We start from the raw sequence: 18,836 nt of genomic DNA, 5'->3' as shown, positions 1-18,836 counted from the left end.
AGTATAAACTGAACGCAAATAAAAACGTAGTACGCACTAATTTGATAGGTACTACCCGAAAGGATAGTGTGAATATGAGTATGGCTGAATTTAAAGGTAAAGTTAAAAATATTGAAGATACACCTTTTGGTTATACAGTGTCAGTTATTGGTGGTAAATGGAAAATGGTTATTATTTATCTTCTGGCCGAAAACCAAGTGGTTCGCTTTAATGATCTGAAAAGACAAATCGGAGCTATTACATACAAAACATTGAGTTCACAGCTAAAAGAATTGGAAGCGGATGGTCTGGTGAATCGGAAAGAGTATCCCCAAGTTCCACCTAAAGTTGAGTACAGTCTCACAGAAAAAGCGGAAACACTATTGCCTGTTTTGGAAGGGTTATGTGAATGGGGAACCAAAAATCAATATAATTAAGTTTCGTTTTCTAATTGCTTTCGAATGTTATAGGAATATTAGAAAAGACGATTGACATATATTTATAGTTAATCAGGTATTCAACGAGCTCAAGTGCACTGGGGATAGGAACGCTTAAAAATCAGTATCATTTGAGGGATGTGGTATTTTTGACTATGGCAATTATTTTATTTGTAGCGTACAACACAGAGCCTCATTTCTACTTTATTAGTGGAAATGAGGCTCTTGCGTAAACAATAAAAGTGACATAATGGGGTGAAGGAAGGGACATAGCATTTTATAGCTTTTGGGACATCCCCGGATGTTTGATGCTTAGCACTACCTTTTTCTTTAATCCCTCTGCAGCAACTCGAATCTGTTCTGCCTGCGTCACGGCCGAAATCACCGCTACACCATCGGCACCTGCACTTACCACTTCCTTCACACGGTCTATCGTAATGCCACCGATCCCGACGATGGGCAGATCAATTCCCGCTTTGCGCATTTCATATAAAATGGCTGGACCCTGCACCGCATGAGCATCATCCTTTGAGATGGTAGGATAGATGGGGCCGACGCCGAGATAGTCCGCACCTTGAAGGATGGCCCGGCGTGCTTCCTCAATCGTATGGGCGGAGACGCCAAGGATTCGGTTTCCGATTCGGGCGCGCACAGAATCAGCCGATTCATCGTCCTGACCGATGTGAACACCGTCGGCGTTGAGCTCAAGAGCCAGCTCCACATCGTCATTGACGATAAAGGGGATACCAGCATGGTGGCACAGATCTTGTAGCTGACGCGCAAGTTCGAGCATAGGAACCCCTGTTAACGCGCTACGGCCCTTTTCCCGGAACTGGATCATGGTGGTACCGCCAGCAAGAGCCTCCTGCACGACCCGACTTGGTTCCGCGAGGCAGTTCACGCTTCCAACAACCAGATACATCTGTAAATGCCGCCGCATGATCTCAGGTAATATTCGGCCGCTCATTGGAGTATCTCCTGACGACGGCGGTAGGCCCAATGATTGGTTGGACCGTGTCCCTGGCCCAGATACAACGTATCTTCAATCGCCGCCTGAATGAAGGCTCTTCCATTCAAAATAGCTTCCGGTACAGACACGCCTTTCCCTAATTCAGCGGTAATCGCTGCTGAGAACGTACATCCTGTTCCGTGTGTGTGGACAGTTCGCACCCGCTTGCCGCCCAGCTCTGTGAAGGCTGTTCCGTCAAAGAGCAGGTCAACAACTTGGCCGCTGTTTTCGCTCTCCTCATCATGGCCGCCTTTGATCACAACGAACTTGGGTCCTAGGCTGCTAATATGTCTCGCAGCTTCGCGGCGATCCTTTATCGTACGAATGCTTATCCCGGTTAAGGCCTCCGCTTCCGGGATATTTGGTGTGACGACCAGGGCCAAGGGGAGCAGGTCGTCGTTCAACGCCTGCACCGCTTCCGGTTGCAACAGCTTTGCGCCCCCTTTGGCAATCATTACAGGATCGACGACAACCTTTTCCCAGCCGAACTTTCGAATTTGCTCGGCCACAAGGCGGATGATGCCCGCGTCAAACAGCATGCCAGTCTTCAGGGCATCGACTCCAAGATCTGATCCTACAGCTTCGATTTGCTGCGCTGTTGCTTCCTGTGGCAACGGATATACACCGTGAACTCCCAAGGTATTTTGTACCGTAATGGCTGTAATAGCCGACATGCCGTATACGCCAAGCTCCTGAAAGGTTTTGAGATCGGCTTGAATTCCAGCTCCGCCGCCGCTGTCTGAACCGGCAATCGTCAGCGCTCTCGGTACATGCACGTCTCTCATCGCGCACCACCTGTTGTACTTGTTCCAGCTTCACGGATCGTGACATGCCCCTCCAGGGAACCAGTATGTAGTTTGGCAAGCTCGTCGAGAAAGGCTATCTGGAAGCTGCCTGGCCCCAGTTTTGCAGTATGTGCTGCGGCTCGGGAAGCTGCTGCACCGTAAAATGCCAAACCTGCTGTACCTGCGAGCAGCAGGTTGGGTTCAATTGCTGCAAACGCACCCAACACAGAGGTCAGCAGGCAGCCTGTTCCGGTTACCTTCGTAAGCAGCGCGTCTCCGCCACTAATCAATCGTACTTCGACCCCATCGGTGATGACGTCCTCTTTTCCAGTGATGACAACCATGGTATGGAGCGTTTGTGCAGCCCGAACTGCCAGATCGACATTACTGCTGTCAGCACTGTTGCCTGCATCTACCCCTTTAATCTCTCGGACTTCTCCGATTAGATGGGCGACTTCGGCTGCATTGCCTCGCACTAGTGAGATTTTTACTTCTTTTAGGATCCGCAGTGCTGACTCGGTTCTAAAGCTCGTCGCTCCCGCACCAACCGGATCCAGCAGAACTGGAACACCATGAGCATTCGCTGATTGTCCAGCAATGATCATGGCATCTACCAGCTCGCGGTTCAGCGTACCGATATTTAACACGACGGCGCCCGCTATTTTTGCCATATCTGCTACTTCCTCGGGTGCATAAGCCATCACCGGGGAAGCGCCCAGCGCATACAGGCCGTTGGCTGTAAAGTTGGTGACCACCACATTGGTTATATTATGAACGAGGGGGTTGCTATTTTGTACCTTTGTCAGGAGATCCGAATAACTTTGTTCCCATATACTCATCATGTTTATCCTCTCTCATCTCTACTGATTATTCCAAGACCGTAGCGCGCATCTGGACGGGCCATTGTTCCTGCTTATAAGCCATATCCCAGAACATATATTCCAGCTGGCAGCTTAGCATAAAATGCTCAATCATCCGCTCTTGCTCGGCAGCCGTGGCGACATTCGCCCAAGCATCCACACGCTCGCGATATTTGGATGTTACATCTTCAATCTGGTTTCCATAGAAACAAATCCATTCATAGAATGGATGAGACTCGTCCGGTCTTACCTCATCCATTAGCCTGCGTCCAATCTCAAGATATGTCCATGGACATGGCAGCAGCACGGCCATGATTTCTCCAAGACTACCTTCATGTGCGACTGTCAGCATATGGCGGATATAATGATGAGCGGACGGAGCGAGTGGATATCCCTGCATCTCTTCATAGGTGACACCTGCGATAGCACAAAAGTTTTGATGTGGATGAACCTCGCTGTTGAGAATAAAAGAGATCTGTTCGTTAAATACAGCCATATCCTCCCGGCTTGTGCTTTTGGAGATCGCGATGCCGTAAATCCGCATGTAGGCGTTCAAATATTCAAAGTCTTGTTTTACATAGTGAATCAGCTGCTCCCTTGTTAAATTTCCTTCAGCAATACCTCTCACAAAGGGATGCTCATAAATGGCTTGAAAAATGCCATCCGCCTGCCGACGAAGTTCTTGCGAAAAACTCATTTCCCCACCTCCAATAAAAATGGAGAACAAGAAGTCCCGTAAGATACAATTCTCGGAACAACGCCAAAAAGCCGCCCCGAAAACTGGAGCGGCTTCAACATAGGTTCAATGCGCAGAAAACGCTTGAAACCTTATATACGAAGGCTCCACTTTCCTACGCTAGTACGAACTAGATCAGGTTCAAAGGGTCCAAGTTCATTCTTGTCTCAGCCATAATGGCTCCCCTAGTGGACTTTCCTATTCTTTTGACTAATACTGTACATTCGTTCCTAGGTTATGTCAAACTGCTTTGATTCCAGTCAAGGATTAATGAGGGTGCTGGATTACACTTTCCACGGCTTTGACCCTTACATATTCCGGTTTCCACATCGCATCCCGAATGGCTTGTTCAATATCTGAAATGTGTGCCTGAGCTACCTGATCCTGAATTGCAGCCTTCGCTACCGAAACCGCAACCGCGAACGAAACATCACGTAATTTTCGGATATGGGGCAGCAGTGCACCGCCAAGTTCATTCGAATCTACGGCGTTGGCAACGGCATCAGCTGCTGCGGTAAACATGGAAGGGGTGATTCTTTTGGCCTTGACCACAATTGCGCCCAGACCTAGCCCCGGGAAGACAAAGGCATTATTCGCCTGTCCAATTTCAAACTTCGTACCGTTATAGGTGACGGGCTCAAAGGGACTTCCGGTAGCAATCAATGCTTTGCCATCAGTCCATCGTATCAAATCTTCGGGTACCGCTTCAGCAAGGTTGGTAGGATTAGACATGGGCATAATGATCGGTCGTTCCACATGCTGTGCCATTTCCTTGATAATCTCTTCAGAAAAGGCACCCGCTACACCGGAAGTTCCAATCAAGATTGTGGGTTTTACCTGACGAATGACCTCCAGCAACGGTATTTTATCATCTTCCGATCGGGCCCATGAGCTGATTTCTTCCTTTTTACGCACATATGGTTTCTGATAATCCAGTACATCTTCCATATCGTCTGTTAATAGTCCACGATAATCATAGGCCCAAAACGACTTGAATGAATCTTCCTCAGGAAGCCCATCCTTGATCATAGCACCCCGTATTTGGTCGGCGTTACCGATTCCTGCTGCCCCTGGACCAAAGACAAGTATTTTTTGTTCACGTAGCGGAGTTTTGGTGACACCTACCGCCGAAACAATCGCAGCTAATGTCACTGCTCCTGTGCCTTGGATGTCATCATTGAAGGTGAGAATGTTTTGACCGTACTTCCCTATAATGTGTCGTGCGTTCACGCTACCCACATCCTCCCAATGCAAAAGCGCCTTCGGGAATTGTGTTAATGCTTTGCTGATAAAGGTATCAATAAATTGATTATAGGCTTCTCCGCGAACTCGTTTATGCCGGTTTCCGATGTACAGCGGATCATTCAGCAGCTTCTCGTTATTCGTGCCGACATCCAGTACAATGGGCAGTACCCGCCCGGGATGAATGCCTGCCGCAGCTGTATATACAGCAAGTTTGCCAATAGCGATGTTAATTCCCCCGACACCCCAGTCACCAATTCCCAAAATACTTTCTGAATCCGTCACGACGATCAGGTCAACATCCTCACTACTCAAACCGGAATTATAAAACGCCTGTCCAATACCGTTCGGATTATCTATCGATAAATATACGCCCCCAGGGCGGTTGTACTCATGGCTGTATTCTTGAATGGCGGTTCCTACAGTCGGTGTGTAGACTACGGGCAGCATTTCACTCAAATGGTCGGTTAGCAGTTGATAGTAGAGTACGATATTTCGATTGTGAAGGTCGTTAAGTGAAGCATTTTTACGCAGCATGGTGGGTTGTGCCAAGAATTGCTGATATGCCCGAACGCTCTGTTTCTCCAATGAAAGGACAGTGGGAGGAAGAATTCCTTCCAGGCCCAGTTCTTTGCGTTCTTCTTCTGTAAATGCCACTCCTTTGTTCAAAAGAGGGTTTGCTAGCACGTCCTTTCCTCGTAAGGGAGTAGATAATGACCCATCACGATTGACATGGAATGCTTCCATAAAAAGACCTTCTTTCCCTGTATTTTGATAATTATTCATGATGAAAGATGACATGTTGTCCATAGTATGGACATGCAAATTGGTTTTATTCTTCTATTTATCTATGACAAAAAGACCTTATATATATCTTCTTATTAATCCTATAGAACTAATTTTAATTTCGGATTCATCTTGTAAATCGCATGTTTATAGTCCTAATGAATCAGGTCCAAATACTCTGTTTTTATCAAATATGAAAATAGATTTTTCTTCTCTTAAATGTTTATATATCAAGGGATGTGAGCTATTTTGTTAAGAAAATATGAAGTATTTGGACATTAATTTAATCTTGCTAAGCAAACATTTTTAATTCTTTTTCAACAAAATAGAATTATTCGGAGGAAAAGGAGAGGTTTGTGTGCAGGGACCTATAGCCATTTTTAGCGATAACAACAGGGCTATTGATTATCCCAATGTGATTTGTTTTTACCAATATATACAGTGCGAGGACACGGAGACCGCTTCAGTCTACGAGGATGCATGTTGCTGCCTGATTGATTATAGGGAGCCGGGGCAAGCCGTGCGGAAAGCTAATCAGATCCGTAGCCAATTTCCGCAAATGCCATTGCTATTGGTGACGGATGTAACCTTTCCGTTCAGTGATCAGCATATGGTGCAAATTATCGGAGTAGGCCGATTGCGTCTGCTATTTTGGCAAGCCAATGATACCGAAGAAATCATTTCTGAAATACAAAGCTTGCTCTATCCCGAGTATTCGACCAAAAGCCAACATGTTGCATTCATCTTATCTGTATATAACGAAGAGAAACGTTTTGTTCATGTCAAAACCTTTGCTGAGCGACTGCAAACCTTTATCCGTAGCCATATTATAGAGGGTTCGATTTATCTCATTGATGATGGTAGTCACGATGGCACGAATGCCTTGATTAAAGCGCTGGAGGCGGCAACGGACTTGTCCGTAAACCGGATTAACCAGAACCTGAGTCCGCTGCTTCAAACAAGGGAATTGGGACGCAATACGCGTAAGGCAGGGACGTATCTCGAAGGAATGCGGACCATCGGTGCGGATTACTACGTATTTGTGGACGCGGACGATTCCTTTTTTATTGAGGACATTGCCAGAATGATTAATGTTGTTCAGCAGGGCTACTATGATGTTGTGATTGGAACCAAAGATATGACCGCCGAGAATCGCTCTTTATTGCGATCTATCGTCAGCTTTGGCAAAAGGGTCGTTTCTCGCCCCTTTTTACCAACAGGTGTGGTAGATTCCCAGACGGGTCTTAAAGTGATGAGTTCGGTTGCCGTGAAGCGGATGTTTCCACATTTGAAGGAACAACTCGGACTGGCGCTGGATCTGGAGATGATGTTTATTGCCAAGCGACTTCAGCTTCGTGTGCTGCAATTACCCGTCAAATGCATTGACCGAGATGGCTCGCACATTCATGTCTGGAAAGATTCCATTCGTTTTTTGCGCTCTATCATTGAGATTTGGCGACTGGATCGGCGGGTGAGATAACCACGTGAACAACCGACTGCGTTCGTTGATGTTTCCCCTCTTTAATGTGCTGCTTAACGGATTTAATTTTTTCTTCCACATTGCAGCGAGCTGGTATCTTACCGGACAAGCCTATGGTCAGGCGAACGCGCTGCTGGCCCTCTTTGCACTGCTGTCCGTTTTGGGCTTATCCATCCAGCTATTAACCGCCAAGCTGGTATCCAAGGGTGACAAGAAACTTCCGCTACGCAGCTTACCGCTCGGTTCTCTATTACTAAAAGCACCTCTAGTGCTAACTGTGCTTGCCATGATCATTTTACTTTCCGTTCATCCGTTGCTGCACTCGCTATTGGGTGTTGAGTCTGGCCCACTGTTCATGCTGTATGCCTTGATCGGATTGCATATTCTCGTGAGTTCATGCCGCGGAGATTTACACGGTAGGGAACGCATGCTAGCGCTCAATGTGAATTATTACATTGAGGTATTAGGGAAACTGAGCCTGTTTTTTGTCCTGGCCGCACTAGGTTTAAAGCTGGAAGCGCTACTGTTGGCAAATTGCGGAGGAATGTTGCTGTCGCTGCTTCACGGCTGGATCGTTTCGGCTCGTGGCGTATCCTTATCTACACACAGTGGAGAACGTATCCCTTCTGGGTTATGGAAGTCGCTAGGTCAGGATTTTACCGATAGCCTTATGACGAATTTATTCATTCTATTTTGTATCTCCATCGACATGTTGTATGTACAGCATTACTTTCCCGAGCAAGCCAGCAGCTATGCCATTGCGCTGAAGTACAGCCAATTGGTCTATTACGTTTCCTACAGCCTGATCGCGGCCTTTATTCCCAAGATCGGTGCGCAGGGGCATGACCACCAGGCTTTGGGCAAGTTAATTGCCATCTATGCTGGGTTAATGGCTGTTGCTGCGCTGTGTGTATATGTGGGCACGACCTTTGTGTTCCCAACGTCTATTCCCATATTATTCGGAGCTTCTTACCAGTCAGCTGAGGTCTATATTCCATGGGGGGGTTGGGTGTACTGGCTATTTTCCATCGTGATGTTTTTTGTGCATGTGCACGTATTAGTGGGCAGACGCAAATTTATATTTAGTCTGGTAGCAGGAGCAGCTGTTTTAGTAGCAGCCTTTCATATGTCTCACACAGACCCAGTAGATTTTTTGCTGTCAGAGTTCATTGTTTATGGGGCAATGTCTCTCTATTTTGTGATAGATGCCTATATATATTTATTCAAAATAAAGATAAGGGGGGATTCACCCCATGAATACCATACTTGAACAGAACGGTAAAACCGTCGTTCTATTGCTTTCCTGGCGTGACATTCGTTCTCCGAAAAGCGGGGGAGCAGAAATTTTCACCCATGAAATGCTGAAACGCACACAGCAAGGCCGTTTTCAGTTCATTCATTTCTCACCCCAATTTGAGGGGATGCCTGAGCATGAAGTCATTGACGGTATTACGTATATTCGAAAAGGAAACATATACAGTGTTATTTATTATGCGATGCGCTATTACCGTCTTCATCGGCAGCAGATTGACTATGTAATTAATCAGGCGAATACGCATCAGTTCTTTACCCGATTTTGGGTGGAGGCCTCCAAGCGGATCTTTTTCATACACCAGCTAACAAGGGAAATATGGTATGAAAATGCTCGATTTCCGCTAAATATGATTGGATTTCATATGGAGCCCCTGATGCTTAAGCTGGCTCGGAAGGATCGGACGCTCACCGTATCCCCGTCTACCCGGTATGATCTGCTTAAGCTGGGCTTTCACCCGGATCGTGTTCACCTTTTACCGGAAGGCATTGAGTTTGATCATTGGCCGCGTGAACAATTTTTAATGAAGGAGTCTAACCCGACCTTTATGTATGCCGGACGCTTCGTTAAATATAAAGGCATTGATCTGGTCGTTGAAGCCTTTGGGCAGCTCAAGGAAAAGTTCCCCCAGGCTATGTTATGGATTGCTGGAAAAACCGATAAAACCTATGTGACAGAACAATTATTACCGATTATAGAGCGGTATGAATTGACATACGGAGAACCGGATGAACAAGGACAATCCCAAGCCGATATTACCTTTTACGGATTTGTTTCAGCAGAGCATAAGCTGGAGCTGATGAGTCGTGCCCATGCGCTTGTGTTTCCCTCCCTGCGTGAAGGCTGGGGGTTAACGATTACGGAAGCGGCAGCCGTTGGAACACCCAGTATTGTCAGCAATTCACCCGGTCTGGTGGATGCGACGGATTTCGGAAAAAGCGGATATTTATGCTTTCACGGTGATATTCGGGGATTATCTGAACAAATGGAAAGAGCAGCAAAGGGTGGCGAAGATTACATGGCCATCCGTGAGCGAGCGTATCAATATGCGCTAAGATTCCATTTTGATCATACAGCTGCTGCGTTTGAGCAGTTGATGGAGAATTGGGCAGAGGAGGCGGAACAGAGTGGACAAAGTGGTCATTCTCTTCTCCACGTACAACAATGAACGTACGATAGAGCCTTGTTTGCGAAGCTGTTTAGGGCAAAATTACAAGGATCTGCATATTGTAGTTGCTGATGATGGCTCCGATGACCGGACGGTTGAGACGATTCGTATGCTGTCAGCAGGAAGTTCGGTACCCGTAACGATACTAGAGCTTCCTCATGGAGAGCGGGGAGTTGCGAGGGTCAGGGCAGTTGAGGAAGCGAAACACTTGGGGGCTGAATACATATTTGTATTGGATTCCGATATGATTTTAGCCGAACATCTGATTCAGCAGAGCATCGACTTTTTTGACAATCATCAAGATATTGGCGCCTTGGTTGTTCCGGAGGAGGCATATTCGGAAGCAAATAATTTTTTTTCCAAAGTGAAAGTTTTCGAGCGGAATGTCATTAACAACGCGGGAGAGACCTTGGGAAAACGCTCTATTGAAGCAGCACGCTTCTGGCGAATGAGCGCTTACGAATCGACAGGCGGATTTAATGCGGAGCAGATTGCTTTTGAAGAAATACAGCCGACCTTGCGCTATATAGAGTCTGGCGGAGTCATTCGCCGGGCGGTTTTTACACGAGTATATCATGACGAAAAACAGGTATATCTGCAGGATGTATTACGTAAAAAAGCCTACTACTTCTCGGTAATGGATCGTACAATGTCATCTGAAGAGGGCGGATTGCGAAAGGCGCTGGAACGTTGGTACTTCTTCCGTCCGGTGTTGTATACATGGGGGAATGTGAAAAACTACATCCGTCATCCGCTGCTGACGGCGGGGATGTTGTGGATGTATACCTGCCTGACTGTGATTGGGGTAGCCGCCATGTTAAAGGGCGGCACCCGTCACTCAGGCGATCTCGCTAAGGCGGATAAGGCGTAACGATGAATGACCGAGGGTCAGCGTATCCAGCGAGTACAGGTCGGGATCGGAAGATTCCGGCTCCTCATACGGTATATATAATGAATGCGGAGTTAACTGAATACCTTCACCGTCAGGATGACGCAGTGAGCAGCCGACAGGATACAGCTCAGCAAGTGCAATGTGTACGGCGGTTACGATATCTTGATCATTCAGCAGTACATACGGTCGGTACGGAGCATTCAAAATGCTGTTTATAAATACCGATAGGTCAGATGCGACGTTCTGGTTTGCATACAGGCTGTTTCGATTGAGCCTAGCCTGATCAAGCGCCTCATACAGTATCTTTTTTAGCGTATCATCATCCAGCTCCAGCGGTTTCGTTAGAAAACGGAACACGCCGACTTGATTAATGGCCGATAAAATAGACTGCGTATGCAGGTGACCAGATAAAATGATGCGTACGATATGCGGATAATCCTTCTTAATCATACGAAGGAACGTAATTCCGTCCAAACCAGGCATAAGCAGATCGGAAACGACTACATCAATCGGATACTTTTCCAGCACTTGCAGGGCTTCTTTAGGCGTGTGAGCGGTATGTAAGGTGAATGTTTCTTGCATCAATGTCCGTTCAAGCAGGGACAGAACCATTGGACTGTCGTCAACAAATAGAATGTTTTGGGGTGTCATAAGAACTGCGCAACTCCAATCAGGAAGTAAGAAATGAGGAACTACATGTATAATATCAGCGTTTTGGCATTTTTAAAAGATGTCAGTACAGAACGGGCGTTGCGTCTTTTTTGTGAACGATTTGATTCGGCTGAACATGCGCTCTGGGAAAAAGGGATGCGTCTTCTTCACGAATATCATGCTGCGCGACATACAGGGGTGACCTTGGCTGTCTCCAGCGCACTTCAGCATATGGACGACCGTCATGATATTTACGTTGTTGATTTGCGAGCATACAGCGAGGAAGATTTGGATCGCCTGTATATCGCAAAAACATGCGAGTTGATTCTGCTGACGGACGGGGCAACGGAAACCGCTGCGAGGTTTGCCGCACTCCAGCGTCGCACTCCCCGGTTGCTATGCGCGCGTCTACCGCTGGTCAGCTACGAGCTGGAATGCCTGATGCAAGCAATTTTGAGCCGTCTTGAACAGAATGGAGGGGACAGGGCATGAAACAATGGGCTTTGTTGAGACCAAGCTGGCAAAAGCTGATCCTGTACCTGATCGTCCTGTGTGTGACCGTGTTCTTGGCCGCTGTGCTACAATGGTTTGTCATGCGGCAATTCAGCGGTCACTTGGCGGATATTCAGAATGAGCAGCTCCAGTACGAGGTACAGGAACTGTCTGGCAGCATAACGGAGCGTTATGCCGCATGGCAGGCTGAACTGAAAGAGCTGTCGTCCAGTCTGGGCAGAGAGATACTGAATCAGGGAACACGCCAGTATGCTGAGGGGTTTAAGCGTGAAAGCGGGTCTTTTTATGTGCTGGATGAACAGTATCATGTGATGGCCGGACGTGACAATCGTGAGATGAAGAGTGCAGTCCAGCAGATTAAGTGGCTGCAAAATGGTTGTGCGATAAGCTCTTTTGTGACTGAGGATCATCAGCCTGCCCAGTACATAGCGTGCAGGATTCAAGGGGCGCAGACGGGCGGTTTTATGGTGCGTACGGTTGACGCTGAGATGCTTAGTGGAATTATTAAAAGTAAGCCGGTGAATCAGCATGAGACTTTATTTTATAACGGTCAATTCAAGATCGTAGCTTCCCGAAATACTCCGGATATCAACCGGACGGACATCACGGGTGTAACCCGTAAGCTGCTGGAGGGCAATACGGGTATCGTTGAAGATCGTGGAGAGAAATACGGAATAGGATTCAGCCGCATTGGGGAAGAGGCCCTTTACATATCGGTTAAGGATATTAGTCAGGACACTGCCCAGCGAATTAGCTCCTTTCGCAAACAGTTGTGGATGGTGATGGCTCTAATACTCATGATTCTGTGGGCCATGCTCGTCCAGTTCCGCAAACGGATTGTGAAAGATGCCATCGTGAACAATCAAGTGCGTGACCAGCGGCGGGATGAAGATATGCGACAGCAGCAGGACACGTATTATTTGCCGTTAATGCAGACGATTGAGCAGCAGCTGCAAGAGCTGCAAGAACAGACTAGCCGTCTCACGGGCGGCGATGATTTAAAGCTGTTGGGATTTTATCAAGATCTAGCCAACCGCTTTGAAGTGGCTTCCAGTCAGGGAAAAGGAGCATCTCATGAGGAACTGGAGTATTTCCGCGAGCTGAATGGAAATTTCATCCAGGGTCGTCTCAGACAGGAATCCTCACTTGGAGAGTTACTGACAGGTGTCCGTAGCTTGCGTGATGAGCTGGAAGAGAAAATGCATGATAATAGTGGAATTAGCTTCACGGATATGAACGAGGTATTGTCTGAATCACTGAAATGGGCGAACCGTTCGCTGAATATGAAGCACATTCAAGTGATTACGCGGCAAGAGCCAGTTCCATCTATTGCAGCACAAGCACCTATGCTGTACAAAACGATTCAGGGGTTGCTGGAAAATGCAGTAGAGGCCATGAACCGAGATGGAGAGCAGCTGGAGGAGCAGGAACGGGGCCGAACGGGCCTGCGGTCCAAACGGCAATCTCATATGCTTAAGGTTAGCTCACGCCTGGAAGAAGCTGAAATTATGATTATCATTGAAGACACAGGCGGCGGGATTGATGATAAGATGCGTTGGAGCTATTTCCAGCCGGATTATTCCCAAAATGCGCAGGAGCATACGTTCAGTCTGTATCATATGGATGCATATCTGAAGACTATAGGTGGTCGCTTAAAGCTGCGTAATACCGATCAGGGATTGCAGGCCATCGTTCATTTGAGAAGATAGGTCCTAGATAACCAACAGATACACAAGAAGTTCAAGAGAGGGGGACAAGCATGAAAAAGTGGATATTTCGCTATCGCTACGATATGGCGGCAATCATATGGATGCTGGTTGCGATCGTTGCGTATCTTGCCCCCATCTATGGACCAGGTCAAATCGTGTTCAGTGACATTGCCTTTGGAGCCACCTCTCATCGGTATCTGGAGGAAATAACCGGGGTATGGAACGAGCGATGGTCTACCTCGACCCTGTTTAACGCTCCACGCATTCTGTACATCTTGCCTTTCTATGGACTTTCATTATTATTTGACGAAAGCGGCCCGGTCTTGCTCAAGTCGTTTATCACAGGCTTGTTATTTGTTTCAGCATTTTCGATGTATGCCTTTGCCAAGCGATTGGTCAGCGTGTATTATTCACCAAGCTTTACGAAAACCCGTATTTTTGCCATTGTGGTGGGTTCGTTGTTTTATGCACTGAATCCGTGGGTTATTTTTCGCATCCAGCATATTTATTTGCTTTGTGGCTATAGTTTGTTTCCGTTAATGCTGCGATTTTTTTTCAGTGCGGTGGACCCCAAGTTTCAAATTCAACAAATTAAAAACTATCATCCCCATAAATTGTATCAGCGGAACTGGATTGACCTGTTCCTGCTGGCTGCAGTATTCACCGTGAGTGCTGCGGCCATTCATTATTTTTTCTTTGGGATGATTTATTTGGGATTGTTCACCATGTTGCTCCTGCTCAAACTGACCTGGACCCATCGTAAGGCAGGGCGCGCCTATTTACAGCCCTTATACGGTAATTTTTTGCGTAAAGGCATGATTTTTGGCGTGTTTTTCGGTCTGCTCAGTTTTTATTGGTTGTCCCTGTATGTAGGCAGCATGTTGATGGACGCTCAAGCGTCTCAGCATAATATCAACGTCGTGGATACGTTGTCTCTATTCAGCCGTAACAGCAGTTTATATAATGTGGGTTATTTACTGAGCTATTGGTGGCCCATGTTCTCGTTTTCCTCGCTGCCTGCGATGTTTTATGTAGGTGGGGGATTCTTGTTGCTATTGATCGGGTACGCGATGGTGACACGTTCACATAAAAATCCGATCATTCTGATCTTTTCGCTCCTTACGCTGTTATTTATGGTTGCAGCGACTGGAACGACATTTCCATCCATTGCCAAGTGGTTTGTCATTCTGGTTACGAAAACCCCTGTGATTGGTTCGGTTTTCCGTGATCCTAACAAATTTATTGGACTGCTCTCCCTTAATTTCGGAGTGTTGCTGACCTTTGGCGTCATTCAATGTATGGAATGGTTTGGATCGTCACCGCTACAGCGTGGGTATAAAAAGCTGGCGGTTGTTATCGTCGTTTTGTGCCTGGGCGTGTATTTGGCTCCCTTGCGTACGCAGTTCATTGAGGGGTATTACAAGCCGGTACAAGTGCCGGAGGCTTATAGTCAAATGGCTGAAAAGCTGACTGACTCAGATCGTTTTGACAGCAAGGCACTGTATTTTCCAATTGCTGATAATATGATTCAAAGCTATAACGGAGTAGCGACGCCCAAATGGAATAAAGGAAAGACGGCAACTGAGAAGGCGACTGGAGATTTTCAGGTATACTCTTCTCCTAAAAATACGATCTTTCATCATGAAGGCAATGATCCCGGTATTACATACTATATGAATTTTCTGCAGTATGTTATGGACAACGGATTAAGCTCGCGATTAGGCTGGCTATTCTCTACTTTTGGGGTCAACCAGTTGGTCTACCATGACGAATATGAGGGACAGGAGAAGCGGCAGGATTTCCACCTGTCTCAGCTGGAAGGTCAAACCGGGTTGAAACGTACGTATAAGAACGACTTATTTTCCATATTCAATCTTGATCAGGCACCGCCCTATATGAATATCCTTGCAAGTAAAATTGTGACACCTTACGGATTTAGCCGGCTGGAGAGCTATAGTCATTTGCCTGGTTTTGATTTCAGCCGTTTTGGAGTGCTGTTCAGCGCGTTGAAGCCTGAGCTAAACACCATTCAGACGGTCAACAAGGGGGATTATGTGGAGGCAGCCTCCTTCAATGACTTGCTGTTGTCACAGCTCCCGGCAGAGGATTACTTGCGGCCTTTTGATGCGATTGAGGATGGCAATGCTTTTTTGAAATGGTCCAAAACTTTTGCATCAACCAACGATTGGTTGTGGTATTTATCCTCCCAAAATATACGGAACTTCCCGTTTGATATGGAGATGGATGCAGGGATTGCAGTCACCTTTGCCAGTAAGAAGCTGGATGTAGCACCGTATCAGATGAGCAGCATTGAAGGGAATACGGTGCTGGATTTTGACTCTATGCTGAGAACGGAAACCTTTTTCAAGCCTGATAATCCGCAGTTGTTCAGTGTGCAGGCTAACCCCCGAGAGGAATCAAACGATGTGCCGACTCTGCATGGCGAGATTATGAAGGGAGATCCGAGTAATATATGGCAGGTCGCCAGATCTGGATTGCTAGAAGCCAAGGAAAATAATCCATATCAGTTCCACATCACCGTTTCTGGCCGTGGGACGAACAAAATGCATGTAAAAATGAGGTTTTATGATAAGCAAATGCGTGAGCTGGGGGTCAGCTATGTTGTGGCACCTTCAGAGGGCTATAATTTTGACAGTGTAAAATTTTACGGGGAATACGTTTCACCACCTGGTAGCTATTGGATGCGAATGGATTTGTTAACCCTCCAGCGTCCGCAGCAAAAAAATTACTGGTGGATTCACGATATTCAGCTGCGTGATTTGGGGCAATACAGTAAGCCTAACACGTTTACGATGCATAAAAAGATGGACCAGCCTCAAACCTCACATGTATATGCTAGAGTGTTCATGAATAAGGCAGGCGGGAAATTGCAAGTCACACTGCCGGATGGAGTGACTAACATCAAGACCCATGATGAGGGATTAAACCAATTCCAATGGGTCGATCTGGGAGAACATGTTTTTCCAAAAGGAGATAACCCAGTCACGGTTAATAACCTGCAAGGCTTTAATGCGGTCAATCAATTTGCGATTGTTCCTGTGGATCAACTGGATCAGTTATCTTTTCCGGTGGAGCAGGCATTAAAGCGGGGCAAGCTCTTTTTCACCTTGGAGGCAGAGAGCGATTTTAATGCCCAAGGGAATGTGCAGACGGAACGTGCGTTACCAAGACTTAGTATGGGACGGGGAATCAGTTACCAAAAAGGGACGTTAAGCAGAGAGGTGGAAGTCACCAAAACGGGAACCTATGGCACAGCAATTTTGGCTAATCTACCTGCCGGATACGAAGGATCATTAGCAATGAAATGGAAGAATGAAGAGACTGGAGAGGTGCTGACCAGAACAATTCGTACGGGTGAGTCATATAAGCGGTTACCCGCTACCTCATTATCCGAAAAGCAGGTTATTGAAACGGTGCCCAATCAGGATGGTTTTGCCAAGAAAATCATACAAATTCCCGATCTGCTGAACGACTATGGCCGAGTAGAGTTCAAAAATTTATTCTTAACCAAGGGAAAATATCGCTTAACCCTTGCCCTGGACAGTCAGGTGCCGTCATTGAGCCATTTTGCAGATATTCATCGAATGGACGGGCAGGAAGTGACGGTAATGCCTGGGCAGGACACGAAGGAATCATTGGGCTCGGATGTTGGATGTGTAGCAGATATTCGGCCTGGTCAGACGAATCTGTCCATCCAGGACAAAGAACTGTCTATTCGTTACGCACCTAGCTATTCCTGTGACTGGAATATTTATGCGTCCAAAAAAATGAAGGCAGAGCCGCTGCAAGAGTACGTGGTGCAGTTGGATGCGCGATCAGAACAAATTGGAAGTCGGCACATGAAGGTCATTTTCTTAAATAAAGCGTCCCAGATTCTTCAAACCTCCTATATTGATGAGGTAGAGGAGAGAGATAAGGAGCAATGGAATCATTATGATCAAATAGTGAAGGCTCCAGCAGGAACCGTCTTGATGCAGTTTCAGATATTGGCGCATGCGCACAAGAAGCAATCAGGCTTATTTCAAATGAGGCAATATTCCATCATCCCTTATCAAGCGATGATTACAGTGGATCAATTTACGCTGTTTGAGGGAACGGATATGGAAACCTTTTTTATGGCACCACACGCTTCGGAAAGCATTCAGGCTACTCGTGAAAATTCCATGGAACGCAGCTTTACACTATATAATCCAATGCATCAGCAGGTGCTGATCCGGGAGACAGAATCACCCAATCCATTATGGGAGTTCAGGCTGGGTAGCGAAAATCAGCGAGCACGTCTGTCTGTGAATGGAGTAACGACCGGATTCATAACGAATGGCAGCGGAAACGGTAAGGTTGTCATTATTCTGGCTTCAGCCTACCGTTTTGGCTGGGTATTGTTTGTCATAGGGATATTGGGTGGAGCAGCTTGTTTTCTTCCTTATCGGCGATGGACAAAGCGGAAGCTTCCATAAGAAGCAAGCTGCCCAGAGGGAACCAGACCGTTACTATACGGCTACATCTCGTATTTGTAGCCTCTGCCCCAAACGGTACGGATATGCTGAGGATTTTTAGGGTCACGTTCAATTTTTTTGCGGAGGCTGGAGATATGTACGTCGATGGTACGATCCAGATAAGCGCCATCGCCGCCTTTGACCCGATCCATCAATTCGCTACGGGTAAAAACTTTCCCTGGATTGCAGGACATCTCTTTTATAATAGAAAATTCGATGTGAGTAACTTCGATTTCCTGGTCATCGACCAACAGGCTATGACGGTAATCATTCACCCAGACTCTTACCTTTTTAAGCTTTTGGGTTATCGTTGGTGTCTCAGTGAGCATGTTGCTGCCACTGCGGCGCAGCAAGGCTTTGATGCGGGCGTTTAACTCTCTCAGACTGAAGGGCTTGCATAAAAAGTCATCCGCTCCGTCGTCTAGAGCCTTTATTCTTGTGTTCAGCAGGGTGTTATTAGAGATGACGAGCACAGGAACCGTAGTAAATTGGCGGATGTGGCTGATCAGCTCACATTCGACTTTACCGGAAAACATTAGCGCGGTCACAATAATGTCCGGCTTAAAGTGCATTAATGTAGGAATTGCGAGTTTACAATCATAGATTAGTTCGGTATGATAGCCTTCCTCTTGAAGATGAAGAGCAATCATATCAGCCAAACTTTTTTGACCTTCAATGATGAGTATTTTTGTAGGCATGACAGACATCTCCTGTACGGACAAAGATACAATTAACATTGCATAACTATGTATGTTCTACG

The 18,836-nt window shown here is 46.6% G+C and carries 15 protein-coding genes and 1 riboswitch; of the genes, 8 read left to right on the top strand and 7 right to left on the bottom strand.

Annotation, left to right across the window (positions count from 1 at the left end; genetic code table 11):
* The first annotated feature begins 74 nt into the window (after positions 1-74).
* On the top strand, positions 75-416 hold the full coding sequence (locus PPM_RS20570) for a winged helix-turn-helix transcriptional regulator (RefSeq protein WP_013372737.1): 342 nt from the start codon (positions 75-77) through the stop codon (positions 414-416).
* Positions 417-693: 277 nt separating this feature from the next.
* Here the strand turns inward: PPM_RS20570 and thiE are convergent, their stop codons facing one another.
* The 5 genes from thiE to PPM_RS20545 all read right to left on the bottom strand — a co-directional run bounded on the left by thiE (position 694) and on the right by PPM_RS20545 (position 5,795).
* Positions 694-1,383 carry a thiamine phosphate synthase gene (gene thiE / locus PPM_RS20565; RefSeq protein WP_013372736.1) on the bottom strand — a complete coding sequence of 230 codons (690 nt, stop codon included), beginning with the start codon at positions 1,381-1,383 and terminating at the stop codon, positions 694-696.
* Positions 1,380-2,210 carry a bifunctional hydroxymethylpyrimidine kinase/phosphomethylpyrimidine kinase gene (thiD, locus tag PPM_RS20560; protein WP_013372735.1) on the bottom strand — a complete coding sequence of 277 codons (831 nt, stop codon included), beginning with the start codon at positions 2,208-2,210 and terminating at the stop codon, positions 1,380-1,382. Before thiD ends, thiE begins: the two co-directional genes overlap by 4 nt.
* Positions 2,207-3,052, bottom strand: a complete 846-nt coding sequence (gene thiM, locus PPM_RS20555; RefSeq protein ID WP_013372734.1) for a hydroxyethylthiazole kinase — start codon at positions 3,050-3,052, stop codon at positions 2,207-2,209. Before thiM ends, thiD begins: the two co-directional genes overlap by 4 nt.
* Before the next feature lie 25 nt (positions 3,053-3,077).
* Entirely contained in the window at positions 3,078-3,767 is a 690-nt protein-coding gene (gene tenA, locus PPM_RS20550) for a thiaminase II (protein WP_013372733.1), read from the bottom strand.
* Positions 3,768-3,901: 134 nt separating this feature from the next.
* Positions 3,902-4,003, bottom strand: a riboswitch (TPP riboswitch).
* Between the two features lie 70 nt (positions 4,004-4,073).
* On the bottom strand, positions 4,074-5,795 hold the full coding sequence (locus PPM_RS20545) for an NAD-dependent malic enzyme (protein ID WP_016324667.1): 1,722 nt from the start codon (positions 5,793-5,795) through the stop codon (positions 4,074-4,076).
* A 397-nt stretch (positions 5,796-6,192) separates the two neighbouring features.
* Between PPM_RS20545 and PPM_RS20540 the strand changes: the two genes are divergently transcribed.
* Genes PPM_RS20540 through PPM_RS20525 form a run of 4 tightly spaced genes read left to right on the top strand, consistent with a single transcriptional unit; the run spans position 6,193 to position 10,665 of the window.
* Complete coding sequence (locus PPM_RS20540; protein ID WP_013372731.1) at positions 6,193-7,314, top strand: glycosyltransferase; 1,122 nt, start codon at positions 6,193-6,195, stop codon at positions 7,312-7,314.
* 4 nt (positions 7,315-7,318) lie between these two features.
* A complete protein-coding gene (locus PPM_RS20535; RefSeq protein ID WP_016324666.1) occupies positions 7,319-8,584 on the top strand; it encodes an O-antigen transporter in 1,266 nt (421 codons plus the stop codon).
* A complete protein-coding gene (locus tag PPM_RS20530; RefSeq protein ID WP_013372729.1) occupies positions 8,568-9,794 on the top strand; it encodes a glycosyltransferase family 4 protein in 1,227 nt (408 codons plus the stop codon). The genes PPM_RS20535 and PPM_RS20530 overlap by 17 nt, the downstream gene beginning before the upstream one ends.
* Positions 9,754-10,665 (top strand): glycosyltransferase family A protein, encoded by a 912-nt coding sequence (locus PPM_RS20525; protein WP_013372728.1) that lies wholly within the window; start codon positions 9,754-9,756, stop codon positions 10,663-10,665. The genes PPM_RS20530 and PPM_RS20525 overlap by 41 nt, the downstream gene beginning before the upstream one ends.
* Here PPM_RS20525 and PPM_RS20520 read toward each other — a convergent pair.
* Complete coding sequence (locus tag PPM_RS20520; protein ID WP_013372727.1) at positions 10,633-11,337, bottom strand: response regulator; 705 nt, start codon at positions 11,335-11,337, stop codon at positions 10,633-10,635. The genes PPM_RS20525 and PPM_RS20520 overlap by 33 nt on opposite strands.
* A 45-nt stretch (positions 11,338-11,382) precedes the next feature.
* On the opposite strand from PPM_RS20520, the gene PPM_RS20515 reads away from it, so the two are divergent.
* Genes PPM_RS20515 through PPM_RS20505 form a run of 3 tightly spaced genes read left to right on the top strand, consistent with a single transcriptional unit; the run spans position 11,383 to position 18,037 of the window.
* On the top strand, positions 11,383-11,829 hold the full coding sequence (locus PPM_RS20515; RefSeq protein ID WP_013372726.1) for a hypothetical protein: 447 nt from the start codon (positions 11,383-11,385) through the stop codon (positions 11,827-11,829).
* A complete protein-coding gene (locus PPM_RS20510; protein WP_013372725.1) occupies positions 11,826-13,559 on the top strand; it encodes an ATP-binding protein in 1,734 nt (577 codons plus the stop codon). The genes PPM_RS20515 and PPM_RS20510 overlap by 4 nt, the downstream gene beginning before the upstream one ends.
* A 50-nt stretch (positions 13,560-13,609) precedes the next feature.
* Positions 13,610-18,037, top strand: coding sequence for a hypothetical protein (locus PPM_RS20505; protein WP_013372724.1), 4,428 nt, complete (start codon positions 13,610-13,612; stop codon positions 18,035-18,037).
* A gap of 41 nt (positions 18,038-18,078) precedes the next feature.
* On the opposite strand, the gene PPM_RS20500 is transcribed toward PPM_RS20505, so the two are convergent.
* Positions 18,079-18,774 carry a response regulator transcription factor gene (locus PPM_RS20500; RefSeq protein WP_013372723.1) on the bottom strand — a complete coding sequence of 232 codons (696 nt, stop codon included), beginning with the start codon at positions 18,772-18,774 and terminating at the stop codon, positions 18,079-18,081.
* Between the last annotated feature and the right edge of the window lie 62 nt (positions 18,775-18,836).

The sequence above is a fragment of the Paenibacillus polymyxa M1 genome (genome assembly GCF_000237325.1).
In the GTDB taxonomy this organism is placed as follows: Bacteria; Bacillota; Bacilli; order Paenibacillales; family Paenibacillaceae; genus Paenibacillus; species Paenibacillus polymyxa_C.
This window is presented reverse-complemented; position numbering and strand designations above follow the sequence as displayed.